Annotated in this window: 26 protein-coding genes; 20 read left to right on the top strand and 6 right to left on the bottom strand. The window is 67.0% G+C overall.

The window, feature by feature from the left end; translation table 11 throughout:
* Window positions 1-226 precede the first annotated feature (226 nt).
* Window positions 227-886, bottom strand: a complete 660-nt coding sequence (locus tag BMW99_RS27195; protein WP_069462911.1) for a type 1 glutamine amidotransferase domain-containing protein — start codon at window positions 884-886, stop codon at window positions 227-229.
* A 125-nt stretch (window positions 887-1,011) separates the two neighbouring features.
* Here BMW99_RS27195 and cutA point away from each other — a divergent pair, with 125 nt between their 5' ends.
* Entirely contained in the window at window positions 1,012-1,341 is a 330-nt protein-coding gene (gene cutA / locus BMW99_RS27200) for a divalent-cation tolerance protein CutA (protein WP_176735448.1), read from the top strand.
* Here the strand turns inward: cutA and BMW99_RS27205 are convergent.
* On the bottom strand, window positions 1,338-2,648 hold the full coding sequence (locus BMW99_RS27205; protein ID WP_069462906.1) for a helix-turn-helix domain-containing protein: 1,311 nt from the start codon (window positions 2,646-2,648) through the stop codon (window positions 1,338-1,340). The genes cutA and BMW99_RS27205 overlap by 4 nt on opposite strands.
* A gap of 192 nt (window positions 2,649-2,840) precedes the next feature.
* Here BMW99_RS27205 and BMW99_RS27210 point away from each other — a divergent pair, with 192 nt between their 5' ends.
* The 11 genes from BMW99_RS27210 (at window position 2,841) to BMW99_RS27260 (ending at window position 10,916) form a co-directional block, all read left to right on the top strand.
* Window positions 2,841-3,467, top strand: a complete 627-nt coding sequence (locus BMW99_RS27210; RefSeq protein ID WP_141726069.1) for a hypothetical protein — start codon at window positions 2,841-2,843, stop codon at window positions 3,465-3,467.
* 38 nt (window positions 3,468-3,505) lie between these two features.
* Window positions 3,506-3,994: a hypothetical protein gene (locus BMW99_RS40310; RefSeq protein ID WP_069462908.1), complete on the top strand. Its 489-nt coding sequence runs from the start codon at window positions 3,506-3,508 to the stop codon at window positions 3,992-3,994.
* The gene (locus tag BMW99_RS27220; RefSeq protein WP_245791641.1) at window positions 3,987-4,421 is read left to right on the top strand and encodes an ATP-binding protein; all 435 of its coding nucleotides are present in this window, start codon (window positions 3,987-3,989) and stop codon (window positions 4,419-4,421) included. Before BMW99_RS40310 ends, BMW99_RS27220 begins: the two co-directional genes overlap by 8 nt.
* Window positions 4,418-4,990, top strand: a complete 573-nt coding sequence (locus tag BMW99_RS27225) for a hypothetical protein (RefSeq protein ID WP_141726070.1) — start codon at window positions 4,418-4,420, stop codon at window positions 4,988-4,990. Before BMW99_RS27220 ends, BMW99_RS27225 begins: the two co-directional genes overlap by 4 nt.
* 105 nt (window positions 4,991-5,095) lie before the next feature.
* Window positions 5,096-5,281 carry a hypothetical protein gene (locus BMW99_RS27230; protein WP_069462910.1) on the top strand — a complete coding sequence of 62 codons (186 nt, stop codon included), beginning with the start codon at window positions 5,096-5,098 and terminating at the stop codon, window positions 5,279-5,281.
* A 237-nt stretch (window positions 5,282-5,518) separates the two neighbouring features.
* On the top strand, window positions 5,519-5,800 hold the full coding sequence (locus tag BMW99_RS27235) for a hypothetical protein (protein WP_069462268.1): 282 nt from the start codon (window positions 5,519-5,521) through the stop codon (window positions 5,798-5,800).
* A gap of 95 nt (window positions 5,801-5,895) precedes the next feature.
* Window positions 5,896-6,711: a DNA glycosylase family protein gene (locus BMW99_RS27240; protein ID WP_069462269.1), complete on the top strand. Its 816-nt coding sequence runs from the start codon at window positions 5,896-5,898 to the stop codon at window positions 6,709-6,711.
* Window positions 6,683-8,167, top strand: coding sequence for a B12-binding domain-containing radical SAM protein (locus BMW99_RS27245; protein WP_069462270.1), 1,485 nt, complete (start codon window positions 6,683-6,685; stop codon window positions 8,165-8,167). The genes BMW99_RS27240 and BMW99_RS27245 overlap by 29 nt, the downstream gene beginning before the upstream one ends.
* Window positions 8,164-8,814 carry a dTMP kinase gene (gene tmk / locus BMW99_RS27250; RefSeq protein WP_069462271.1) on the top strand — a complete coding sequence of 217 codons (651 nt, stop codon included), beginning with the start codon at window positions 8,164-8,166 and terminating at the stop codon, window positions 8,812-8,814. Before BMW99_RS27245 ends, tmk begins: the two co-directional genes overlap by 4 nt.
* Window positions 8,811-9,137: a MazG-like family protein gene (locus BMW99_RS27255; RefSeq protein ID WP_069462272.1), complete on the top strand. Its 327-nt coding sequence runs from the start codon at window positions 8,811-8,813 to the stop codon at window positions 9,135-9,137. Before tmk ends, BMW99_RS27255 begins: the two co-directional genes overlap by 4 nt.
* An 894-nt stretch (window positions 9,138-10,031) precedes the next feature.
* Complete coding sequence (locus BMW99_RS27260) at window positions 10,032-10,916, top strand: alpha/beta fold hydrolase (RefSeq protein ID WP_075017717.1); 885 nt, start codon at window positions 10,032-10,034, stop codon at window positions 10,914-10,916.
* A gap of 112 nt (window positions 10,917-11,028) precedes the next feature.
* On the opposite strand, the gene BMW99_RS27265 is transcribed toward BMW99_RS27260, so the two are convergent.
* The 3 genes from BMW99_RS27265 to BMW99_RS27275 form a co-directional block, all read right to left on the bottom strand.
* Entirely contained in the window at window positions 11,029-12,006 is a 978-nt protein-coding gene (locus BMW99_RS27265; protein ID WP_069462273.1) for a nitrilase-related carbon-nitrogen hydrolase, read from the bottom strand.
* Between the two features lie 110 nt (window positions 12,007-12,116).
* Window positions 12,117-12,473 carry a YciI family protein gene (locus BMW99_RS27270; protein WP_177226112.1) on the bottom strand — a complete coding sequence of 119 codons (357 nt, stop codon included), beginning with the start codon at window positions 12,471-12,473 and terminating at the stop codon, window positions 12,117-12,119.
* Between the two features lie 209 nt (window positions 12,474-12,682).
* Window positions 12,683-14,149, bottom strand: coding sequence for an MFS transporter (locus tag BMW99_RS27275; protein ID WP_079138214.1), 1,467 nt, complete (start codon window positions 14,147-14,149; stop codon window positions 12,683-12,685).
* Window positions 14,150-14,269: 120 nt separating this feature from the next.
* On the opposite strand from BMW99_RS27275, the gene BMW99_RS27280 reads away from it, so the two are divergent.
* Window positions 14,270-14,737: a winged helix-turn-helix transcriptional regulator gene (locus BMW99_RS27280; RefSeq protein ID WP_079138217.1), complete on the top strand. Its 468-nt coding sequence runs from the start codon at window positions 14,270-14,272 to the stop codon at window positions 14,735-14,737.
* Between the two features lie 234 nt (window positions 14,738-14,971).
* Here BMW99_RS27280 and BMW99_RS27285 read toward each other — a convergent pair whose 3' ends face one another.
* Window positions 14,972-15,421, bottom strand: coding sequence for a winged helix-turn-helix transcriptional regulator (locus BMW99_RS27285; protein WP_322899524.1), 450 nt, complete (start codon window positions 15,419-15,421; stop codon window positions 14,972-14,974).
* Window positions 15,422-15,609: 188 nt separating this feature from the next.
* Between BMW99_RS27285 and BMW99_RS27290 the strand changes: the two genes are divergently transcribed.
* The 7 genes from BMW99_RS27290 to BMW99_RS27320 form a co-directional block, all read left to right on the top strand.
* Window positions 15,610-16,497, top strand: coding sequence for an NmrA family NAD(P)-binding protein (locus BMW99_RS27290; protein ID WP_069462276.1), 888 nt, complete (start codon window positions 15,610-15,612; stop codon window positions 16,495-16,497).
* Window positions 16,498-16,564: 67 nt separating this feature from the next.
* Window positions 16,565-17,527 (top strand): helix-turn-helix domain-containing protein, encoded by a 963-nt coding sequence (locus tag BMW99_RS27295; protein ID WP_075017719.1) that lies wholly within the window; start codon window positions 16,565-16,567, stop codon window positions 17,525-17,527.
* 408 nt (window positions 17,528-17,935) lie between these two features.
* Complete coding sequence (locus BMW99_RS27300) at window positions 17,936-18,937, top strand: SLAC1 family transporter (RefSeq protein WP_069462278.1); 1,002 nt, start codon at window positions 17,936-17,938, stop codon at window positions 18,935-18,937.
* A gap of 12 nt (window positions 18,938-18,949) precedes the next feature.
* Window positions 18,950-19,465 carry a carbonic anhydrase gene (locus BMW99_RS27305; protein ID WP_069462279.1) on the top strand — a complete coding sequence of 172 codons (516 nt, stop codon included), beginning with the start codon at window positions 18,950-18,952 and terminating at the stop codon, window positions 19,463-19,465.
* A gap of 71 nt (window positions 19,466-19,536) precedes the next feature.
* Window positions 19,537-20,073: a carbonic anhydrase gene (locus tag BMW99_RS27310; protein WP_069462280.1), complete on the top strand. Its 537-nt coding sequence runs from the start codon at window positions 19,537-19,539 to the stop codon at window positions 20,071-20,073.
* 65 nt (window positions 20,074-20,138) lie between these two features.
* On the top strand, window positions 20,139-20,951 hold the full coding sequence (locus tag BMW99_RS27315) for an alpha/beta hydrolase (RefSeq protein ID WP_245791642.1): 813 nt from the start codon (window positions 20,139-20,141) through the stop codon (window positions 20,949-20,951).
* A gap of 55 nt (window positions 20,952-21,006) precedes the next feature.
* Window positions 21,007-21,484: alpha/beta fold hydrolase (locus tag BMW99_RS27320; RefSeq protein ID WP_143080571.1), on the top strand; the 478-nt coding region annotated here is incomplete at its 3' end.

Here is a 21,484-nt window from a genome sequence, read left to right on the forward strand (position 1 = left end):
CCGTCAACGCGGACCCCGAGAGGCGGAGCACATGTGTGAGCGTCTTCCGCGGACACCGTCTGCCCCCGTCCGCCCCGGCGCCGAACCGTCGTCCGTCGGAAGGTGGCCGCGGGGCGAGCGGCTCACGTGCCACGGGAGCCCGGCTCGGCAGGCAGCGTGACCGGGCCTCGACAACCTGCCGAACAAGTCTCCTGCGCGCACACCGGACTCGGGTACGGCGCCAGGATCAGCGGGGGTTCTCGTAGTGGCTCACCGCCGCCCTGGCCACCCCCAGAGCGCTCACCGGGTTCTGGCCCGTGACGAGCCGGTCATCGGAGACGACGTGCGGCTCCATGAACCCGGCTGACGAGTAGTGGGCTCCCAGACCCTCCAGGGTGGTCTGCAGGAGGAAGGGAACGATGGTCTCGCGGTGGATGGTGCGCTCTTCGAGGTTGCTGAAGCCGGTCATGTTCTTCCCTGCCACCAGCGGAGTTCCGTCCGACAGCCTGAGATTCACGAAGACCGCCGGCCCGTGGCAGACCGCGGCCACGATGCCGCCGTTCTCGTAGACACGCGCGCCGATCCGTTCGAGGTCGGCGTTCCGGGGGAAGTCCCACATGGCGCCGTGGCCGCCCACGTAGAAAACCAGGTCGAAGGAGTCGGGGTCGACGTCCTCGGGCTTCGGCGCGTGCTCCAGCTTGTGCTGCACCCCCTCGTCCGCGCGGAACGCCGGAACCAGGGGCATGGGGGCCTGGTCGAAGCCGTCCTCCGGCGGGGGACCGCCCTGCACGGTGGTGAATTCGACGCTCCAGCCGGCTTCCGTCAGCACGGACCAAGGGTCGGCTGCCTCCATCACGGTGTAGCCGGAGCGCTGACCAGTGCTCCCGAGCTGCTGCCACCCGCGCATGCCGTGCGCGTCGCATCCCACGGGCAGGGCGGCGCCACGACCGGGAGGCCGGGGTGGCGGGCATGTCCTCTCCACGGTATGGCGCGGTCCTGACAGGCGGTCACCGTCGCTCGTAGGCTCCTGGCATGACGAATGAGTACGTGCAGGTTTCGACCGCCACGGAGACTAGGGAGCAGGCTGTCGCGCTGGCGGGGCCGGCAGTGCAGAAGCGGCTGGCCGCCGGGGCGCAGATCGTCGGCCCCGTCACATCGGTGTTCTGGCACCTCGGGGAGTACGGCACCGGCGAGGAGTGGCAGCTCCTGCTCAAGACGACGGGGGAGCGGTATGCGGAGCTGGAGGCGTACCTCCTGGAGCATCACCCTTGGGACAACCCGGAGCTGTGCGCCGTCCCGATCGTGGCGGGCGCTGAGCGCTGCCTCACCTGGATCTCGGACTCCGTGTCCGGGGAGCGTTAGGCCCCGGACAGCTCCAGCACGTCACGGACCTCGGGCACGGCCGTGTGCGGGCGGAGGTAGTCCAGGACGGCGTTGATACGCTGCCGCGGCCGGACGGATGCGAGGCCGCTCGCCAGCTCCAGGGCGCGCCCGGTCGTCACCGCGGCCTGCTCCACTTCACCGGCCGCGATGTACGCCTCGGCGAGCCACGAGAAGTAGAGGGCTTTGTCGCGGGCGTGCTCATCGGGGAACCGGGACAGCGCGGCGTAGAGGACGGGCACGGACCGGAGCGGGCGCTGGAGCGTCGTCCAGCACCGCCCGGTCATGATGTCCAGCTCCGTGTGATCCACCCATGAGGACCAGCCGGGTTGCGGCTCCCCGTCGGGGGCCTCGTCAAGCGCCTGGCTGGCAGCCTGGAGCGCGGCGTCCGTTCCGGCCGGCTGCCCGTCGACCGCGCAGGCCCACGCGAGGCGTTCGTAGAGGAGGGCGCGGACGGTCGCCGGGGTCGCCGCGGTGATCGTCGTGCAGGACTCCTGCGCAAACCGCACGGCGGTACGCCGGTCATGAGCGAGCGCCCCGTACGCGAGGAACGCCAGGCTATTGCCGTAGAGGTCGCCGTCCTCGGCCTCCCGCGCGAATGCCCGGCTCTCCTCGTAGAGGGAGGCGGCCTCACGGGCCCGGCCGCCGTCGAAGGCGGCCCAACCGGCCTGCTGGGCCTGCTCCGCCAGGAGTGATGTGAGCTGGCGGCGGGAGCTGTCAGTGAAGGAGCCGCCGCGCAGGAGGGCCTTCGTGGCCTGGACCTCGCCGGTGTAGACGCGGTAGGTGTCACCGCCGCCGAGGATGTCGTCCAGGCGGCGCAGTCGCGCGGTGCGTTCACGGAGCCGTCCGACGTACGTCTCGGTGATGCGCTTCGGAGAGGGCTCCTCGTGCTGGAGGGTTGGGATGGCGGCGGCCAGGCCGGTGGCGGTGGCCGCCTGGAGGACGGTACGGCGGTGCACGTTCGGTCCGTTCTGCATGCTCGGTGATCCGGCAGGAGCACGGTGGGCCTCCCACGGTCGGGGAGCGAGACCGACCATGTGACCGGGAACGCGTAAGGCGTCCGTGATCTGCACGATCTTCTCGAAGGTCGTGATGCGGCCGTGGCCGCGTGCCAGGGTGCCCACTCGTTCGGGCTTGATGTCGCACTCGGCGGCGATCTTCGAGTAGCTGATTCCGGCCCTCTCCCGGGCGGCCCGGAACACGGTCCCGAAGTCGTGGGCGAGCAACGCGGCCCGGAGGTCCTCGGCGTTGAGGAGTTCCGGTGGTAGCGCTGTGGGTGGCTGGATCATCGCGTCTCTTCCTGCATGCCTAAGCGTGCGTCCCTGACGCAGCGGGTGCGTACCCATCATGGGGATACCCGGTGTGTGGACGCGTGCTGCTCGCCGGAATTCCACCCTGGCAGTCAAGGCCCCGGAGGCAGTCGTCGCTGCACATCCGGGGCGTGACGACGGCTAGGAGTCGCCATGCACAACGGTACCCAAGTGGGTAACGCACGCGGGGTAGTTGATTCAGCTTTTGCCGGCGCCGAGGTGCCCCTGAGCGCCAGCACCGCTTCCCGGGCGGCGAGCGCGTACCTGGGCGCCCTGGAGTGGCCGCTCACGCTCGGCCACTCAACCCGGCCGGGCCTCGGCTGCACGTGCCAGCGGGCCGGCTGTGCGACGCCCGGCGCACACCCCCGGCCCGGCCCCCTCACCTACCCCCGCTCGGCGGGGGAGTTACTGGACCAGCTGGAAGCCGAGCCCGGCGCCGCGCTCATCGCGCCCACCGTGGGGTTCGACGCGCTGGTCATGCGCCACGAGTTCGCTATGCGCGCCATCCTGGAGTTGGAGCGCCTGGCACCCGTGCCGTGCATCGTCAACCCGAGCGGGGATCGCGCCGTTCTCCTCGTGCTCCTGGGTACCGGTCATGACGCCGTGGAGGGCGTGGAGCACTGCGTCGATGTCCGCACCGGTCCTGACGCGTGGATCGCCCTTCCCCCCACCCGCAGCCTGGCGTGGGACACGCCTCCGTGGTTCGAGCGGACGGACGTGGAGGTGCCGCTCTTACACGGCAACGACGTCGGCCGGCACCTTTGGTTCGCGTGCCGTACTGAGGCGGGCAACCGGTGACCCGGCCGAGCCCACCACCGGACCAGCGGGATGCGGCCGTGCGGTGGCTCCTGACCGCGGTCACCAGCCCGGCCCGCACCCGGGAGCACTGGGCGGCCGGTCAGGTGGCGCTGATGCCCTGCGGTGATCTCTTCGGCGCCGTGCGTCTGGATGTGGACCTCCTCCACGCCGCGGCCGGAACCGCGGAGTGGCCGGACGTTGGGGACTACATGCGGCGTGAGCTTGGCGGCGGCCCCGTCCTGGCGCACCCGCGGAGCCGCCATCTCTACGCACTGATCTCCCCGGCCGCCACGCGCCGCTGGAAGGACGACGGCGGCGCGGAGGCCCTGGGCGGAGGCACGTACCTCGGGGTGCCATCTCCCGAGCGCATCGAGCCCGAAGGGCTCCACGCCTACTGGCTCGTGCCGCTGCGCCGCCCCGGGGCTCTCGTCGGCACCACGGCCCTGACGCGGTTCCTGACCGACGCGCGTTCCGCGCAGGCCAGGGCGGCGAGGCAGGTCAGTGACGGAGGTGCGCGCCGTGCTTGACGAGGGGATGAGCCTCGCCCCGCTACTGCGTGACGGGGCGTCGGTCTACACGCGGACCCTGCCGCGCGAGGCCGCGTCCGCCGCGCTCGCCCGGCGGGTGGCCACCGCGGTCCTCACCGTCTGGAGCATGCCGGAGGAGCTGACCGCCGACGCCGGGCTGATCCTGAACGAACTGGTGTCCAACGCCGCGGAGCATGCCACCCGAGGCGTGTCCATCCGCGTCACGATCTCCCGCGTCTCGGCATCGCGCATGCGCCTGGCCGTCATCGACATGGACCCCCACCACCTCCCCGCCCTGCGCGCCGCCGGGCCGGAGGATGAGAACGGCCGCGGGCTGCGCATGGTCGCCGGCCTCGCCGACCGGTGGGACGTTGACCGGCTCTCGTGGGGGAAACGCGTGTGGGCCGAGGTGGTGAGGCTCCCGTGACGGCACCGTCGCCCCCGTACTGGCCGGATCATGAGCGCGTCGGTCTGGTGACCGTGGACGACGTCTGGGCCGCAGTGTCGCTGCCGGCCGAGTGGGCGCCGATTGTCCTGGCGATTCTCGGCGGGCTCAGCGGGCCGGTGTGGACGGACCCGGGCCTCACCCACTGGCTCTGGCCCGTAGCCCCGGGCGGGGCGGGTGACTGGCCGGATCTGACCCCGGTCGGGGTCATGCGGCACGGCCCCGGGGACATGGTCCTGGTCCCCGGCTCGATCGGGCATAACGGTGTTGCCTGGGTGCGTCAGCCGACGTCCGGCCGGTGGTTCACGCACGCCGCCCTCCTCCGCGACGCGGTGGAGTTCATTCTCGGGCCGTTGGGGGAAGCGGTCGCGCTCGGACCGGTGACGGTGTGCCGGTACTGCGCCGCGCCCATCCGCTGCGGCGTCCTCATCGACTCGTTCCAGTCCCTCAGTGGGCCGGGCCGGGACACCTACGCGTGCCCGTCCTGCTTCCGGGACACCGTCGGCGGAGGGGCACGGCCCCTCCACACGGTTCGGCGGGTGGCCCGGTGAACCAGCGCACAGAGCAACTGCTCACCGTCATGGCCGTCGTCGCGCTCCTCGGTGCGCTGGCGCTCGGCGTCACGCACAACTGATCACCCCAGGGAGGGGACTGGCATGGATGTCCGGCAGTGGGTCATCGGCACGTGCTGGCGCTGCGAAGCGCCCGAGGTGTTGGTGCTGTGGCTCGGGCCGGTGCAGACCGTCATCGGCTCCGGCCCGTTCCAGGCGTGCCAGGGGTGCATACGACGCCTGGAGGAGCTGGTCGCCGCGTATGCGGATCAGCTCCCGGTACACGCATGAGGCTCCCGCGTCCGGCCCGACACGGACGCGGGTTACCCCCGGAGGGCCGGGCCGGTGGCCGGCCCCCGGGGATGAGGTCTGCGGGGCGCGCCCAAGAGGAAAGGCGCTCACCGCACGAGGGCGCCGCGCCTCGCGGACCGCAACGGCCCCCGGCCCCTCCGGCCTCCCGAGCCCCCCGCGGGCTGGAGGAGCCGGGGCCACTCCACGACCACCCACCCGCCTGGAGGAGAACACCCGATGTCCACAACGCCCACATCGCGCCCGTGGCGCGTGCTGCCGGACGGTTCCCAGCTCACTAACCCGGAGCCGCAGCCGCCGTCCGCGCTCCAGCTCGGCCAGTGGGCCTACGTGGACGGCCGGGCCTACCGCATCATCAACATGCGCCAGGCCGCGGCCAGTAGCCGGGTGGTGGAGTTCCACGGGCACGCCCCCGTCCTGGTGACCAACGGGCGGCCCCTGCGGGTGTTCCAGGTGATACCGGCCCCGGCCCGCCCGGCCCCGTACCCCGTGCGGTGGTGATCGCGGTGTCCCGCCACGAAGGCGCCTGCGAGCGGCCAGACTTCCGTGTACGCCCGGCCGGACCCGGCCGCGCACCACTGAGGGAAGGCACCACGATGACCACCACCCTGCTCACCGACCACCCGGCGTGGACGGTGCAGCCTGACGGCACAACCGGCCGCCTGGCGGCCGCCGAGTCCGGGACCTGGTACGCCGCATGGGACGGCGCCGCCGTCGCCCTGACGCTCCTGGACGGCCCCGGGGAGACCGCCCCGGCGGTGCGCACCACCTCGGCCACAGACCTCCCTCAGCGGGCGCCCGGTGGCCTCACGACCGCGCTGGCCGCCCTCGGCACGGTGCACCGGATGCCGAGCCCGACTCTCTGGGAAGCCATCACGAGCGGCCTCTTGCGGCGGATCATCCGCGCAGAGCAGGCGAAGGCCCTCTATCACCAGTGGGCGAGCGCCTACGGCCCGGCTTTCACGACCCCGGCCGGGACCATGCACACCGTCCCCGGACCTGACGTCGTGCTGGCCCTAGGTGACGAGGAGTTCCGCGCCGTCGGCGCGCTCCTCCACCGCAGGGCACTCCCGGCCGCGGCGACCGCCTACCTCGAGCACCGCGACCTGTGGGCGGAGCTGTCGGCCGACGACCTCGTGAAAGCACTTCAGGAGGTCTCCGGGATCGGCCCGTGGACCGCGGCGTGCGCCGCGGCGGACTTCACCGGGGACTACTCCGTCTATCCGCACGGCGACCTCGCTGTGCGCACCTGGGCCGCGAAGGCCGCGCCGTCCACCCCGCACACCGATGACCCGAAGGCGTTCGAGGCCCAGTGGGGCCGGTGGGCGCCTGACCGGCACACGCTCCACGCCCTGACCACCCACACACTCGCCTGGGGGATTCATGCCCGACCGCCTGCCGTTACTCCCTGACGTCATCGCCGGGGCCGATCCGACACGCGCCCTGGACCTGCTCCTCGTCAACACCCCGCTACGTGACTACGCGTTGCGCCCGCGGCTGACCGACTACACGCTCCCCGTCATCGGCATGGGGTACATCGCCACCTACGCCGCGCAGGCCGGGTACAACGTCGCCGTGCTGGACGCCGAAGCGCACGGCTTGGGCGTGGACACCACGATCCAGATCGCGAACGCCGCCAGGCCCCGCTGGGTCGGCATGAACCTCCTCGCCCCCACCTACGACATGGCCGCGCGGATCGCGGCGGGCCTGGACCACGGCATCGATCTGATGGTCGGCGGGCACCACGCGAAGGCCACCCCGGACACGGTCCTCAACGATCCGCGGATGAGCCGCCTGGCCGCCCTGGTCATCGGCGAGGCAGAGACCCGCGTCACCGCCCTCCTCGGCGGACTCGGCCGGCGATCCCAACTCCCCGGCGTCCGCTGGCGAGACCGCCTCCTCGGCACCACGGCCGAGGGCATCGAGCTGGACTCGGCCCGGCGCCGGGAGTGGCTGAGCCCAGACATCAACGGCCTGCCGTTCGTGGACCGCCGGTACCTCCCGCAAGACCCCTACCTCGCCGGGGACGGCCGCCGCGAGGCCAACATGGTCGGCGCCCGCGGCTGCCCGTACGAGTGCACGTTCTGCGGCGCCGCCGCCTCCGTGAACCCGGACGTGACGATCAGGACCAGGACCGCGGACAACATCCTCACCGAGATGCACCAGGTCGCCGCCGAGCACGGCGTGACCGCCCTCCGGTTCGTGGATGACCTCTTCCTCGGCGCCCGCCGGATCATCCACCCGATGATGGACGCGTTCACCGCCGACCGGGTCGGGGAGCGGTGGGTGTGGGACGCCACCGGCCGGATCAACGTCCTCCACCGCGAGCCGGACTCCATGCTCGACACCCTCGTGTCGGCCGGCATGCGGGAGGTCGCGCTCGGGATCGAGTCAGGTAGCGACCGGGTCCTCGCCGCCATGGACAAACGGATCACCGCCGACATGACGCTCTCCGTCGCGGAACGGCTTATGACCCGCGGGGTGAGCGTGAAGGGGTACTTCATCCTCGGCTACCCCGGCGAGGAGCCCGAGGACTTGGCGGCCACCCTCGCGCACGTCCACAAGCTCTGGGACCTCTCCGACCGGCTCCCCGGCGGGTTCCGGGCGTCGGCGTTCGAGTTCCGCCCTTACCCGGGCTCCCCGATCTGGAACACCCTCGTCGCCGAGGGACACGAACCTGACGCGATGAGCCGGTACGCCGACGTGGACCTGACCGCCCAGGGTGCGGATGAGGCGATGCGGCAGCGCGACGAGTTCGCGTTCTCCGTGGGCATCCAGTTCGCCGGGACACCGCTCCCCGAGCTACGGACCGCCCTGGCCCGGATCGCCCGGGAACAGCACCAGCGGGGTGCGGGGGTGGCGGCATGACGGGCCCCCGACCCGGCCGGTTCGTCACCATCGACGGCCCCGGCGGAGTTGGGAAGTCCTCCACGACGGCCGCCCTCGTGGCGCTCCTCCAGGAGCGCGGGGAGCACGTCCACGCGACCACGGAGCCATCCCGCTCCCGGCTGGGCCAGTTCATCCGGGAGAACGCCGATGACTTCAACGGCCCGACGCTGGCGTGCCTGGTCGTCGCCGACCGGCATCAGCACGTCGCCCAGGAGATCGTGCCCCGGCTGGAGGCCGGCGTCACCGTTGTGTGTGACCGGTACGTCGCCTCAACGCTCGTCCTGCAGCGCCTCGACGGGGTGCCGAAGCAGTACCTCTTGGACCTCAACGCCGGTATCCGCATGCCCGACCTCGCCGTTGTACTGACCGCGGACCCGCGGACGATCGCCGGCCGAGTCGCCGAGCGCGGCGCGACGCACCGGTTCAACCGAGACCCCAGCGCCCCGGACCGCGAGACCGCCCTCTATGCGGAGGCCGTGGAGATGCTGTGGTCCATGAACGTCCCCGTCCTGACGATCGACACGGGCACGTCGGCACCAGATGCCGTCGCCGCGTTGATAGCAGGACGGGTCTTCGGGGCGGCTAAGGTCCCGAAGCAACTACCGACGCAAGGAGCAACCCCATGACGGACGACAGCACTTGGGAAACAGTCGAACGGCTGAAGCAGTGGCTCGACGACAATGACGGGCTCGCGCTGGAAATGGCACCGGTGATGCGGCTCCTCAAGCTCCAGGAGGAGATCGGTGAAGCGGCCCAGGCCACGATGGGCGCGCTCGGCGCGAACCCGCGGAAGGGCAAGAGCCACACGTGGGAGGACGCGGAGGCCGAGGTGTGCGACGTGATCCTTTCCGGCATGGTGCTGCTCGCCACCCTCACGCCGCACGCCGCGAAGCGGTTCGAGGAGCGGCTTGGGATCATCGCCGAGCGTTCGCTTGTGGCCAATCCGTAGGCGGGGCGGTCCAGTGCGGGGACGGAACGTGGCGGGGTATGCCGATCACGTTGGGCAGATCCCCGGACGAAACAACGGTGCGCGGGCACAACGGCTTTCAAGACCAGTCAGGCACGCGCTGGCGGAGTGTGTTTGACCTGCGAAATTGAGCGTCAACACAGGCACATGGCGCCCAGGTTGACCACAGGTTGACCACACCTCCGATTCGTTCACTCAGACACCTTGCCGTGCCGAAGGGGTGTCACCAGAGTCCCGCGACCCCCAGGCCAGCCATGCCGGTGGTGGTTGACCTGAATGGCGTCAAAGTCCAGGGGCCGCAACGGACACGATCACCGGGCGCAGGCCGATGCAGATCGCCGCCTGTCGTTGTCAGATGCGTCTACTTTGAGATGATTTAATGCGATCCTCTCACCAATCAGGCAGGGACACTCCGCTCGCGTGGAAGGGCCTCGACGTGCGTGCAACGCGGCAGTGGATACGTGGACTCGAGACCAGCGGCGACGGCCCGCCGTACAAGACCCACTTCGCCTGAGCTGGAACCCCCGAATGGAGTCATCCGTCGGCGCACGCCGACAGGGCGCAACCACCCTCGGGCATGCCTGGGCCAACGCACAGAACCTATCGGCCAAGCCGAACTGCCGCTCGTGTGCTCCATACGGCCGCTGGCGGCACAGATGTCGGCCTCAGCCTCGTGGTTCGGGCCCAAGACCTGACTCAGCAGTTGAACTCGTTTCAGCCGGTGATTCCCCGGCGCACTCCAACAGCCCGCGATATCACCTGCATGTCGCGAGTGGTCCCCGACATGGGGCTGTAAGGCCACCGAGTTCGTGAACTGCGGGCGGCGTCCTTCCGCCCGCAGCAACGGTCCCCGCTAACTCAAAACGAAAGGTCGCCATGATCCACGCCACCCGCGCCGGGCGTCATCGGCTCACCATCCGTATGCTCGCCGCCGCAGCAGTCGTTGCGGCTACCGCAGCGGTGTTGCCCTCGTCCGCATCAGCGTCGGCCTGTCCCGCCACAGCAGCAACCAAGTCCGACCACATGGACCATAAGCCCACCATTGTTCTGGTGCACGGCGCCTGGGCGGACGGGTCCAGCTGGGACGGGGTCATCACCCGCCTGGAGCACATGGGCTACTCGGTCGTGGCCCCGCCCGACCCGTTGCGTGGAGTCAGCAGTGACGCCGCCTACCTGGCGGATTACCTCAGCACCCTCAAGGGCCCCCTCGTTCTGGTCGGGCACTCCTACGGCGGCATGGTGATCACCAATGCCGCGTTGGGCAACCGCAACGTCAAGGCACTTGTCTACGACGACGCCTACATCCCTGCGCAGGGCCAGACAGTCGTTGAGATCACCGGTGCCAAGCCTGGTTCAGCGCTGGCCGTATCGGACCCCACCACCGTCTTCAACCTGGTCCCCTACCCGGGCGCCCCCGCCGGAGACGCCGATCTGTACCTCAAGCCCAAGCTGGTCCGCACGGCCTTCGCTCAGGACGTTCCGTTCCTGAAGCAAAATCAGCTCATCGCCACCCAGCGCCCTGTCACTGCGTCCGCCCTCAACGAGCCGTCCGGTGCTCCCGCCTGGAAGACCATTCCATCCTGGGCCCTGATCGGACGGCAGGACCGAATCATCCCCGCCGCCGAACAACGGGCCATGGCCCGTACAGCCCATGCTCACGTCACCGAGATCAACTCGTCCCACGTGTCCCTCATCTCCCACCCCCAGGCAGTGGCTGACGTGATCGTGAGTGCCGCGCGCCATTCGTTGAAGCGTCGATAGCGTCCTCAGCGGCTCAGGCTGTCTCACGCAACCTGAGCCGCGGAGGCCGGCCAGGTATCGGACGTCGCCATCACTGCCTCACGCGGATCGTCCTGCCGGAACGCGGCGACCTTCAGTCCGCTTCGATGTCGCTCTCCTTCGCGCGAAAGACGTCAACTGCTGTTTCAGCCGCTCGGTCGTGGATGTGGGCTGCGGGCGTGCGGTCGATCTGCAGGCTCAGAAGCTCCGGTCGGCTGTAGTGACCCCGCGCATCCATCAGCCGCTTCCGCTGGTCGATCAGGCCGAAGTCCAGGTCCACGATGACCTCGCCCTCGCCGGAAGTCAGGGGGTCCCCCATGACGCGCCCCTCGGGGTCGACGATGGCGGTGAAGAACCCACCGGTGAGTGACGGGCCACGGGTGTCCGCGGCGATGCGTCCCACCTGGTCATCGTCGAGCCAGGCGGTGGCGCATACGACGAAGCACGCCGACTCCAGGGCATGCTGACGAATATTCACCTGGATCTGCTCGGCGAAGAGAGGGCCACCGAAGGCACCGGGGTACATAGCAGCGTGGATTTGCTCGCCGTCTGCTATGAGAGCGTAGCGGGCCAGCGGTTGGTAGTGCTCCCAGCAGGCGAGCTGCCCGATGCGGCCGACCGCGCTGTCCACCGCGCGCAGCCCAGAGGCATCACCTTGACCCCATACGAGCCGCTCGTGGTATGTCGGCGTTATTTTGCGGCGGCGCTGGATCAGGGTGCCGTCTGCGTCGAACAGCAACTGAGTGTTGTAAATGGTGCCGCCGTCGCGCTCATTGACGCCGATCGAGACAACCATGTGAGCTTCGCGCGCGGCCTGCGCGATGGCGTCTGTTTCCGGCGAAGGGACCGTCACCGATTCCTCGAGCAGCCTCAGAGGCTCCTTGCCCATGGCGTAAGGAGCCTGCAGGAAGGAGAAGTATGGGTAGTAGGGGACGACGGTCTCAGGAAAAACAGCGTACTGGACGCCCTGCGTCGCGAGGTCGCGAATCTTCTGGACAACCTTTTCCACCGTGCCTGCTCGACTGTAGAGCACGGGGCTGATCTGAACAGCAGCAGCCTTTACGACGGTCACGCTTAGTTTCCCTTCAATAGGTATCGCCACCCGCACCAGCAGGTTTGATCACCAGACTGATTGCTGCGGGATGCGGCGAGTGTCACGAGCCGTTGGGCCGGTCCACCGCCTCAGACGCCGACATCGATGGGACGGTCCATTGCGTTGGGGACAACTGCACGGATGACGACCTTGCCGTGGTTCGCCCCGGGGCAGCGTGCGGCCCATTCCACGGCTTCGGCCAGATCGACGCATTCCAGCACAAAGAATCCGCCGAGCTGGTCGGGGTTGTCCGACCCACCTGAATGCGTGACTGTTCGCTCACCGTTGCGTACGGCAACGGTGGTTGCCGTCTCAGGTGATGCCAACTGGTATCCCGACCGCAGCACCCCTGCTTCCGTAAGCGCTGCGACGTAGTCGCGATAGTCCCTTCCCACGTTGATCCAGTCGACCTCTGCGCCTGTGGACGCATCTTGATAGATCAGCACTGAGTACATCACTTTCGGTGCCTTCTCCGTTTGCTCACGCTGCCATTGCCATCGCCGACGAGATCGCGACTTTGGGGTTCCGCAGATCGTCACGCCGTCCCGACTATCTTCATCAATTGCTCGGACCACACGGGAGGTTGCGCCCGAGGGCCTGCCCGGCGTCGCGGAGAGCTCACGGCGGTCACCGTGCTTGTCCGGCGCCCGCGCTCTCAACTGTTCTGGGGTATCGCCTCGGCCTTCAGCCGGGGGACGGCCTGGACGATGCCTGCGGCGAGACCGAGGAGGGCGAAGACCCACCAGATGTGATGGAAGGTACCGACTATCGTCGCCCGGCTCGGGCTTCCCAGGATGGCGACGAAGATGCTGATCCCCAGCACTGCGCCGAGTTGCCGGAAGCTGGCGTTGATTGCCGAGCCGATGGCGAACTGCGCGGGAGGGAGTTTCTCGACTGCGGCCGCCGACTGAACGGGCAAGGTCAGTCCGATGCCCAGTCCGGTGAGCAGAGTCCAGGGAAGCCAGTGTGTGGTCCAGTTCGGCGAGGCCTGCACGGACAAGGCGAAGCCGAGGCAGCCCGCAGTCCATGTGGCAGCTCCGGCCAGGAGGACGATGCGGTGCCCGATGACGGAGGCGAGTTTCGTCGTGGAGCGGGCGATGATCGTGACCACGACGGGGCCGGCGGCACTGGCGAGCGCGGCACGCAGGACCGAGTAGTGCCAAACGGACTGGAGGAAGATGAGGTTGGCCAATAGCAGCCCGAAGAAAGCGGTGGAGAACAGCAGTGTCGCGATGTTGATGTCCCGGAACTGGCGCTCTTTGAAGAGGGCGAGGTCCATGACGGGACGGGCGGTCTTCAGCGTGCGCCACAGGAAGGCCGGGAACGCGAGAGTCGCGCCTATGAAGCCGGCCACGACCCACGGGTCGGACCACCCACGGGTGGGGCCTTCGATGATTGAGTAGCTCAGGAGCGCCGGCACGAGCGCGACGAGGACGGTACCCAGCGGGTCCGGAACACCGGAGGCTTGGGGGTCACGCGACTCGCGGAGAAACTGCTTTCCGAAGGCGAGGATGATCACCGCGATCGGAACGTTGACCAGGAAGATCCAGCGCCAGGACGCGTATTGAGTCAGGAGAGCACCGCCGGTGGGACCCACGGCGGCGGCCGCGGCGGCCATGGCTCCCCAGACCCCGATGGCGACGTGCCTGCGGGCTGCGTGGAACTCGTGAAGAACAAGCGCGAGCGAGGACGGTACGACAAGCGCCGCGAAGACTGCCTGGAGTGCACGGGCGCCGATCAGCATCGACGCGTTCGGGGCGAGCCCGCAGAGTGCACTCATCAGGGCGAAGCCCGCGATACCTACGGTGAAGATCCGCTTCCGGCCGTAGCGATCAGCGACTCGGCCGGCGGGAATGAGCATGGCGGCGAACACCAGGCTGTAGGCGTTGAGCACCCAGGCGAGGTGGCCGGTCGTGGTGTGGAAGCTGCGGCTGATGGTCTCGAAGGCCACGTTCACGATCGTGGTGTCGAGAAAGACCATGAAGGCACCGAGGCTACCGAGGATCAGTACCCATCGGGCGTGTGCTGCCTCGCCGGTGCCTCCAGCCTGTGGATCGCCCTCGTCGCCGACCGACACGGTCCCGTCACCTGAGGCGGACGCTCGTTCCGCGTTGGTCTCCATGCGCTGCTCCTAGTGAGTTGTGAAGTGCGACTTACTCGAAGGTAGCAGGGACAGTTTGAAAGTCAAACCGCGTACGCTGCGTGCATGGACACTGCTCGGGAGTACGGAGAGGACCTGAACATGGCCAGTCAGCAGGCACCACAGCGCCCGTGTCCGATCGCATCCGCTCTGGAAGTGCTGGGCGAGCGGTGGTCACTACTGGCGATACGGGAGATGACCTACGGAGTTCATCGCTTCGGCCAGATCGTCGCCAACACGGGCGCGTCGCGGGACATCCTCGCTGAGCGGCTGCGCAAGCTCGAGGCGGCCGGGGTTGTTGAGCGTCGCCAGTACAGCGAACATCCGCCGCGGTTCGAGTACCACCTCACCGCGGCCGGCAGGGACCTTCACCCAACGCTTCTCGGCCTGTTCCAGTGGGGCGTCAAGTGGGTCGCGGGCACGCCATCGGTACAGGCAAGGCACTCATGCGGTCACGACGTCGCTGTCAGGCTGACATGCGACGGATGCGGGGCACAGGTCTCGAAGGCGAGCATCGAATTCGTCCCCGCCGAATGCCACGTCGGTTTTCCCTCCGACCCGGAGTGTTGACGGTCGGGCCGCAGCCCACCGGAACACACGTAGCCCGACAGGCGCGCTGAAACGCACTCAGGAATCAGCGTGCCCCAGGCGGACAAGATGGCGCCGACCAGGTGGACGGGGGCCCGACCACCGTTAGTGCGACAAGTTCACCGCGAGCCACGGCGCACGCTCCCAGGAGCAGAGCGACACTTCCGCGGCCGAGTAATTAGTCGGACCCTGCTGGAACCCTCAGGGTCCATCCGCTCACAGTGCCTGCTCCGCCGGGCTGGCCTCCACCTGCTCAGGCCCACTCATCGACCAGCCCGGTGCGCACGACACCAGATGAAGGTCCTCGGCCTTGATCTCCTGCCGACACACATCGCACAGGGTGACCGGAACGACCTGATGCCCGTGGTGCTCAAGGACCAGGGGCGGATCATCGACGGCCCACTTGTCGCCCCACGTCATGAGCGCGAGCAGGACCTTGAAGAGCTCCCGGCCAGCCTCGGTGAAGTGGTACTCGGAGCGAGAGACCTGGTACTCCCGCTTCTCCAGGAGGCCGTCGTCCACCAAAGACTTGAGTCGAGCCGCCAACCTGTCGCGTGGAGCCCCGGTGTTGCGCGCGATCTGGGTGAATCTGTGATTCCCGAAGAGGATCTCGCGCAGCGCGAGCAAGGACCAACGGTCACCCACCAGTTCAAGAGTGGCTGCCACGGAGCACGGTCGTCCCGGAGTTGTCCCACTACGCACCATGCCTCGACGCTACCGCGCTTCGGTTTGCCGATCAAACCGTTGCGGGGTAACGTCGGTCACGTCCTGAAAATCAAACCGTCCGCACAGCCTTTTGCATCTCTTCGCGCCCAAGCTCGGGGAAACACAGCCTCGCCCGCCAGGGGGACGCCATGCCAGCCAGCGGTCCGATCTTGATTACAGGCGCCACTGGTCAGAGCGGGCGCCCGACAGCGCAGCTCCTGCTGGAGAGAGGGCATCACGTGCGCGCCCTCGTCCACACAGAGGACGCACGCTCTCGTGACCTCGCCAATGCCGGTGCGGAAGTGCTCGTCGGCGATCTGCAGGACCTCCAGTCGACGGGCGCGGCGTTGAGCGGTGTCCGGTCTGCCTACTTCGTGTACCCCGTCGAAATGGGCTTGGTCCAGGCGACTTCCTTGTTCGCCTTGGCCGCAGCCGAAGCAGGCGTCGAGGGCGTGGTGAACATGTCGCAGATGCCTGCGCGACGCGACGCGGTGAGCAACGCGATGCGCGATCACTGGATTTCCGAGAGAGTCCTGGACTGGTCGCCGGTGCCAGTCACGCATCTACGCCCGACTCTCTTCGCAGAATGGTTGACCATCGAGCCACGCTCGGTGGCCGATCAGGGAGTACTGCGGCTACCGATGGGCAACGGGCGTCACGCACCGATAGCCGCCATCGATATCGCCCACGTGGTGGCAGCCATACTTGAGAACCCACAGGGCTACGGGGGGAAGACGTACACGTTGACCGGCCCCGTCGAACTGGACCACACCGAGATCGCTGAAATCATGTCCGACGCGCTGGGACGTGTAATCACCTACTCGCCCATGAGCGACGCAGATTTTGCACACGCTCTGGAATCACAAGGGCGATCCCCGCACTTGATTCAGCATCTGACCAACGTAGTCCGGGACTACCGGGAAGGCCGATTCAAAGGAGTGAGCGACTCGGTCGAGTCGATTGGTCGCATTCAGCCGACGTCAGTGGGCGACTTTGTCCGCGGCAATCTTCAGTTGTTCGCAGCCGCGAGCGTCTAGAAAACAATAGTAATCCTCTCCCGATCCACTTTACCACCACCCCTACGTGACAAAGGGCACAGGAGTCATGGCACGAGAATGGGATGTTCGTCAGGTCGCGTCGGTCGACCGCAGCGATGCGGCCCACAGCATCATCGCGAACATGACGGGCCGAGTGAACATCACGTTCGCCAGTCGGACGGAAGTTCAGGCGAGTGGTGTCACTTCCCAACTAGGAGCGCTCACGGTGGCGACCGTGCACTCCAATGCCAAGACTGTGGAGAGAACAGTGCGGCTTTTCGCAGACGAGATGGAGCCTGGCATTTTTCTGGGTCTACAAGTCCGAGGTAGCTGCACGGTGGTTCAGCGTGACCGGCAGCAAGCAGTACGACCTGGTGATCTCGTGATTTTCGATTCCTCTGCGCCTTATACAGTCGCGGACGAAGCCGGGATAAAACAGCACTTTCTGCGGATTCCATTGGCCAGGCTTGCGCTGACTCACGACATGATTGCCGCAAGTTCCTCGGTGCGTCTTGCACCCGGTGATCCCATCTCCGAATTGACGTCGAGGCACCTGCGACGCCTGGCTGCCGGGCACGCTACGTTTGAGGGACGCGGCGCCGATGCCGTTGCGCAACCCAGCATCGACCTCCTTCGCGCAGTGATCACGACACATGCCGGCCAGCGGAAGCCAAGGGAAGAGCGCCTTCACGAGACGCTTCTGTGGAGAGTTATGGAGCATCTGCGTAACGAACTGGGCGACCCTGGGCTAAGCGCCAGCAGCGTGGCGGCGCATCACCATATCTCGGTGCGCCACCTCTACAAGGTACTGGCCGCCGGCGATGTATCGCTGGCGGACTGGATTCGAACCCATCGTCTGGAGGCTTGCCGGACGGACCTCAGTCGGCCGAGCGCGCAGGCGGACACCATCGAATCCATTGCCAGGCGGTGGGGCTTCACGGACATGTCCAGCTTCAGCCGAGCCTTCAGACGTTCCTACGGCATGACGCCACGCGAGTGGCGTCGACTCCACGCACATGGCCTTTTTTGATCCAGCTTGCCAATGCTCAAATTGTGCATCGTTCTGTGCGTGGCGTGCACGACGGCGCGGCGGGGATTTCCTCACAGCCCAGGCGGTGGAAACAATGATCTCGACGTTGATCATCGGACACCGAACCGAAGGAGGTGGGAGCGTGTTCCGTGACGCGCGCCATGGAGACCATGCGCGGCGAGAGGCCGGTGGGCGGTGGCTCGGCGTGTCGGCCCGAGCCGAGGTTTTCACTGGCTACTTCCTTGAGTCGGCCGAGCAGGGACGTCAGCCGTTAACCCGTGCGCGGTACCCGCGCCGGTCAGTGCCGTGCGACACGACGCCACCTCCCTGTCACTTGCACCGCTAGTTCGGTCCGCCAAGGCAGGCTGCGTTGAGTCACTTTCAGAGATTCCATTTTGGTCGGGTATTATGAGCGAGACACCAAGAACTCAGTCTGACTATCGGATTAGTCTGAATTATTTTGCTGTCCCCCTGGGTTTGGCCGGACTGGGTGGAGCGTGGACAGCGGCGGCGGCAGCTCTGAACGCCCCTGAATGGGTCGAGGATCTCCTGTTCTCCCTCAGTGGCCTGGGCTGGATAGCTCTGGCGATCCTTTACATCGGAGAGCGTTTCAAGCAGCGGGGAGCATTCCGAGCTGATCGAGAGCACCCGGTCGAAGGGGCGACGGCTGCCTTCCTGCCTGTCGTGGGAATCCTGCTCGTCACACACTTCGCTCGCTACGTGTCCATCGATGCCGCACGAGCGGTGTGCTGGGCTCTGGTGTTCGCACTGGCAGTGGTGGCTGGTCAACTCTTCGCCCACTGGCTGACAGGGCAGACCAACTTCGCCCAACTGCACCCCGGCTTCTTCCTCCCCCTGGTCGCCGGCCCCTTCATCGCCAGCATCGGGCTGTCAGTCGTGGGAGTGCCCACCGCGGCACGGGCCGCCCTAGGTGCCGGCCTCTTCTTCTGGGTTGTCATCGGCGGCGTTGTCACCGCGCGGTTGATCACAGCCGGGCCGCTGCCCACGCCCACGATTCCCGCACTCTCCGTCCTGCTGGCCCCTCCGGCTACGGGTGGAATCGCGACGTTTGCGGCCTTTCAGGGGCACGTCGGGGTACTGCAAACGGCCTTCCTGGGGATTTTCCTGACCATGCTCATGGTTCAGGTATTTATCCTGCCCAGATATTTCAAGCTGGCTTTTGGGCTCGAGTTCTGGACATTCTCGTTTCCCGTAGCTGTCTCCGCGAACTACGCGATCCGCTGGTGTCAGTACGCAGGATTTTCCGGCTGGAAGGTGGTCTCGTGGATCGCACTCGGTATTGCGACAGCGATCATCCTGGCGATAGTCGCCGCAACCGCCCGATTCGCCGCAGGACACAGGAGTGGAAGCGAACTGAAGATCAGTCGCCCGACATCCGAAGAAAATTGACTGGGAGCAAAAATGAACGTAGTGGAAGCCCTGACAGAACGAAACGCAGATTTCGCCGCCTCCAGCTTCGCGCCCGGACTGCGGCTGATGCCTTCGTTGAAGACCATTGTCATCGGCTGTGTCGACCCACGCGTCGACCCGGAGGCCGTGCTCGGAACAGACCTCGGTGAAGTCGCGACAATCCGTAATGTCGGGGGCCGCGTCACGCCGGGCGTGATGGGCGAGCTGGCCATGCTCCGGAAAGTGACCCAGGCGTTCGGCGGTGACATCGGCCCAGGGTGGGAATTCATCGTTCTCCATCACACGCAGTGTGGAATCACGAAGCTGGAGGGCGCGCCCGAGGCGCTCTCTGAATACTTCGGGGTTGACCAAACGGACCTGGCTGAAGAGTACGTGAGCGATCCGCACGCTGCCGTCACAAAGGACGTCGAAAAGCTCCGCTCGAACACGGACTTGACAGGAGTCCGCGTCTCCGGACTCGTGTACGACGTCAGCACCGGCAAGGTGGAGACAGTTGTGGCCCCGTGAATTCGGGCTCGGCCGTCAAACGGCTGGGGCGAAGTGGTGCGGGACCTTGTCGTTCAACCAGAGGGGACGTCGTGACATCCATAAGTGAGCTGATAGAACGGAACACTTCCTTTGCCACCGACCGTTTCAGGGCCGACCTGGGGATCAACCCGTCCGGCAACCTCATGGTCATCGGCTGCGTTGATCCGCGGGTCGACCCCGCCTGCATCCTGGGTTTGGAGCAAGGTGAGGCCGCGGTCATCCGAAACGTCGGGGGCCGCATCACACCGGCAACCCTGAGTTCTCTGGCCATGCTGAAAAAGGTCGGAGAAGCCAACAGCACAGGACAGTCGCCCGGTGACTGGAACCTCGTCGTTCTTCACCACACAGACTGCGGGATGACCGATCTTTCCGCCTATCCGAACCTCCTGGCCAAGTATTTCGAAATCGCCCCGGAGGATCTCCGCGATAAGTCGGTCGACGATCCTTTCAAATCGGTACAGGTCGACGTCGGTGTGGCACTTCACGAGATCAAGCGCAGCCGTTACTTCGTCACCGGACTGGTGTACGACGTGGCCACGGGCCTTGTCGATCAGGTGGTTCCACCGACAGAGGCCGGCACCCATTAGTGAAGCCCTGACTTTATGGACGGTGCGCCGGGTCAGGGCACGAAACCGATAAGCAACGAAAGAAGATGAAAAAAATCATGGAGAGTTCGCGAGCTCCCGTCGTGTTCATCCACGGGCTGTGGGTCCACGCCTCGTCGTGGGCGCCCTGGATGACCATGTTCGAGGACGCCGGGTACGCACCCGTTGCGCCGGGCTGGCCCGGGGACGCCGAAAGCGTCGACGAGACGCGGGCGACGCCGGAAAATCAGGCAGGCAAAGGCTTCGATGATGTTGTCGAGCACTATCGGCAAATCATCGAGAAGCTCGACACCAAGCCGATTCTGGTAGGACACTCGTTCGGCGGAACGGTGGCGGAGAAGCTTCTCGGCATGAACCTGGCCAGGGCGGCGGTCGCGATCGACGCGGCTCAGATCAAGGGCGTACTTCCTGTCCCTATTGCCGCACTGCGCAGCGCATTTCCCGCACTGAAGAACCCGGCGAACCTCAACAAGGCGGTGAGCCTCACCGCCGAGCAGTTCCGCTACGCCTTCGGCAACGCGCTGCCGCCGGAGGAATCCGACGAACTTCACGAGCTCTGGAGCATCCCGGGACCGGCCAAGCCCCTGTTCGAAGCCTCGGTGATGAACTTCGCCCCCCATTCGCCCCTCAAGGTCGACACCGGCAACGAGGAACGCGGGCCGCTGCTTCTGATCATGGGCGGCCAGGACCACACGGTGCCGGAGAAGATCACCAAAGCGACCCTCAAGCAGTACCGCCACTCCTCGGCGGTAACCGATGTCGAGGAGTTCGCCGATCGCGGCCATTCCCTCACGATCGACAAGGGGTGGCCGGACGTGGCCTCCCTCAGCCTGCAATGGCTGAAGGATCGCGGTCTCTGAAAGCGCAGTGCTCATCACGCTGTAGCAATCCGAAAATATCAACTGAAAGAGGAAAATGAACACCAAGGCAAAGATCGCGGTCGCCTCGGCAGCGGTTGCCGGTGCCGTCGGCCTCGCCGCCGCGGCACCGTCCGCAGGGGCATCGCCGGTGCCGGGCGACAAGCCGACGGTTGTCCTTGTGCATGGTGCGTGGGCGGACGGGTCGAGTTGGGCGGGTGTGACCGCACGGTTGCAGGACGAGGGCTACACGGTGGATGTCGTGCCTGACACTCTGCGCGGTGTGGCGACCGACTCGGCCAACCTGCACGCGTTCCTGGAGACGATCACCGGTCCGATCGTGCTGGTCGGCCACTCCTACGGCGGCATGGTCATCAGCAATGCCGCGGTCGGCGTCACCAACGTGAAGTCGCTCGTCTACGTCGACGCGTTCATCCCCGACGAAGGGGAGTCCGCCGGCCAGCTCAGCACAGGTTCCGCCCTGGCGGTGAAGGACCCCAGCACCGTCTTCAACACCGTCAGCATTCCCAACGGGG

Source organism: Actinacidiphila rubida, assembly GCF_900110255.1.
In the GTDB taxonomy this organism is placed as follows: domain Bacteria; phylum Actinomycetota; class Actinomycetes; order Streptomycetales; family Streptomycetaceae; genus Actinacidiphila; species Actinacidiphila rubida.

Coding starts and splice junctions, on each gene's coding strand:
- BMW99_RS27195 (WP_069462911.1), bottom strand. CDS start 886: ATGCGCGGGTGGCAGCAGCTCGGGAGCACTGGTCAGCGCTCCGGCTAC.
- cutA (WP_176735448.1), top strand. CDS start 1,012: ATGACGAATGAGTACGTGCAGGTTTCGACCGCCACGGAGACTAGGGAG.
- BMW99_RS27205 (WP_069462906.1), bottom strand. CDS start 2,648: ATGATCCAGCCACCCACAGCGCTACCACCGGAACTCCTCAACGCCGAG.
- BMW99_RS27230 (WP_069462910.1), top strand. CDS start 5,096: ATGGATGTCCGGCAGTGGGTCATCGGCACGTGCTGGCGCTGCGAAGCG.
- BMW99_RS27235 (WP_069462268.1), top strand. CDS start 5,519: ATGTCCACAACGCCCACATCGCGCCCGTGGCGCGTGCTGCCGGACGGT.
- BMW99_RS27240 (WP_069462269.1), top strand. CDS start 5,896: ATGACCACCACCCTGCTCACCGACCACCCGGCGTGGACGGTGCAGCCT.
- BMW99_RS27245 (WP_069462270.1), top strand. CDS start 6,683: ATGCCCGACCGCCTGCCGTTACTCCCTGACGTCATCGCCGGGGCCGAT.
- tmk (WP_069462271.1), top strand. CDS start 8,164: ATGACGGGCCCCCGACCCGGCCGGTTCGTCACCATCGACGGCCCCGGC.
- BMW99_RS27255 (WP_069462272.1), top strand. CDS start 8,811: ATGACGGACGACAGCACTTGGGAAACAGTCGAACGGCTGAAGCAGTGG.
- BMW99_RS27260 (WP_075017717.1), top strand. CDS start 10,032: ATGATCCACGCCACCCGCGCCGGGCGTCATCGGCTCACCATCCGTATG.
- BMW99_RS27275 (WP_079138214.1), bottom strand. CDS start 14,149: ATGGAGACCAACGCGGAACGAGCGTCCGCCTCAGGTGACGGGACCGTG.
- BMW99_RS27280 (WP_079138217.1), top strand. CDS start 14,270: ATGGCCAGTCAGCAGGCACCACAGCGCCCGTGTCCGATCGCATCCGCT.
- BMW99_RS27290 (WP_069462276.1), top strand. CDS start 15,610: ATGCCAGCCAGCGGTCCGATCTTGATTACAGGCGCCACTGGTCAGAGC.
- BMW99_RS27295 (WP_075017719.1), top strand. CDS start 16,565: ATGGCACGAGAATGGGATGTTCGTCAGGTCGCGTCGGTCGACCGCAGC.
- BMW99_RS27300 (WP_069462278.1), top strand. CDS start 17,936: ATGAGCGAGACACCAAGAACTCAGTCTGACTATCGGATTAGTCTGAAT.
- BMW99_RS27305 (WP_069462279.1), top strand. CDS start 18,950: ATGAACGTAGTGGAAGCCCTGACAGAACGAAACGCAGATTTCGCCGCC.
- BMW99_RS27315 (WP_245791642.1), top strand. CDS start 20,139: ATGAAAAAAATCATGGAGAGTTCGCGAGCTCCCGTCGTGTTCATCCAC.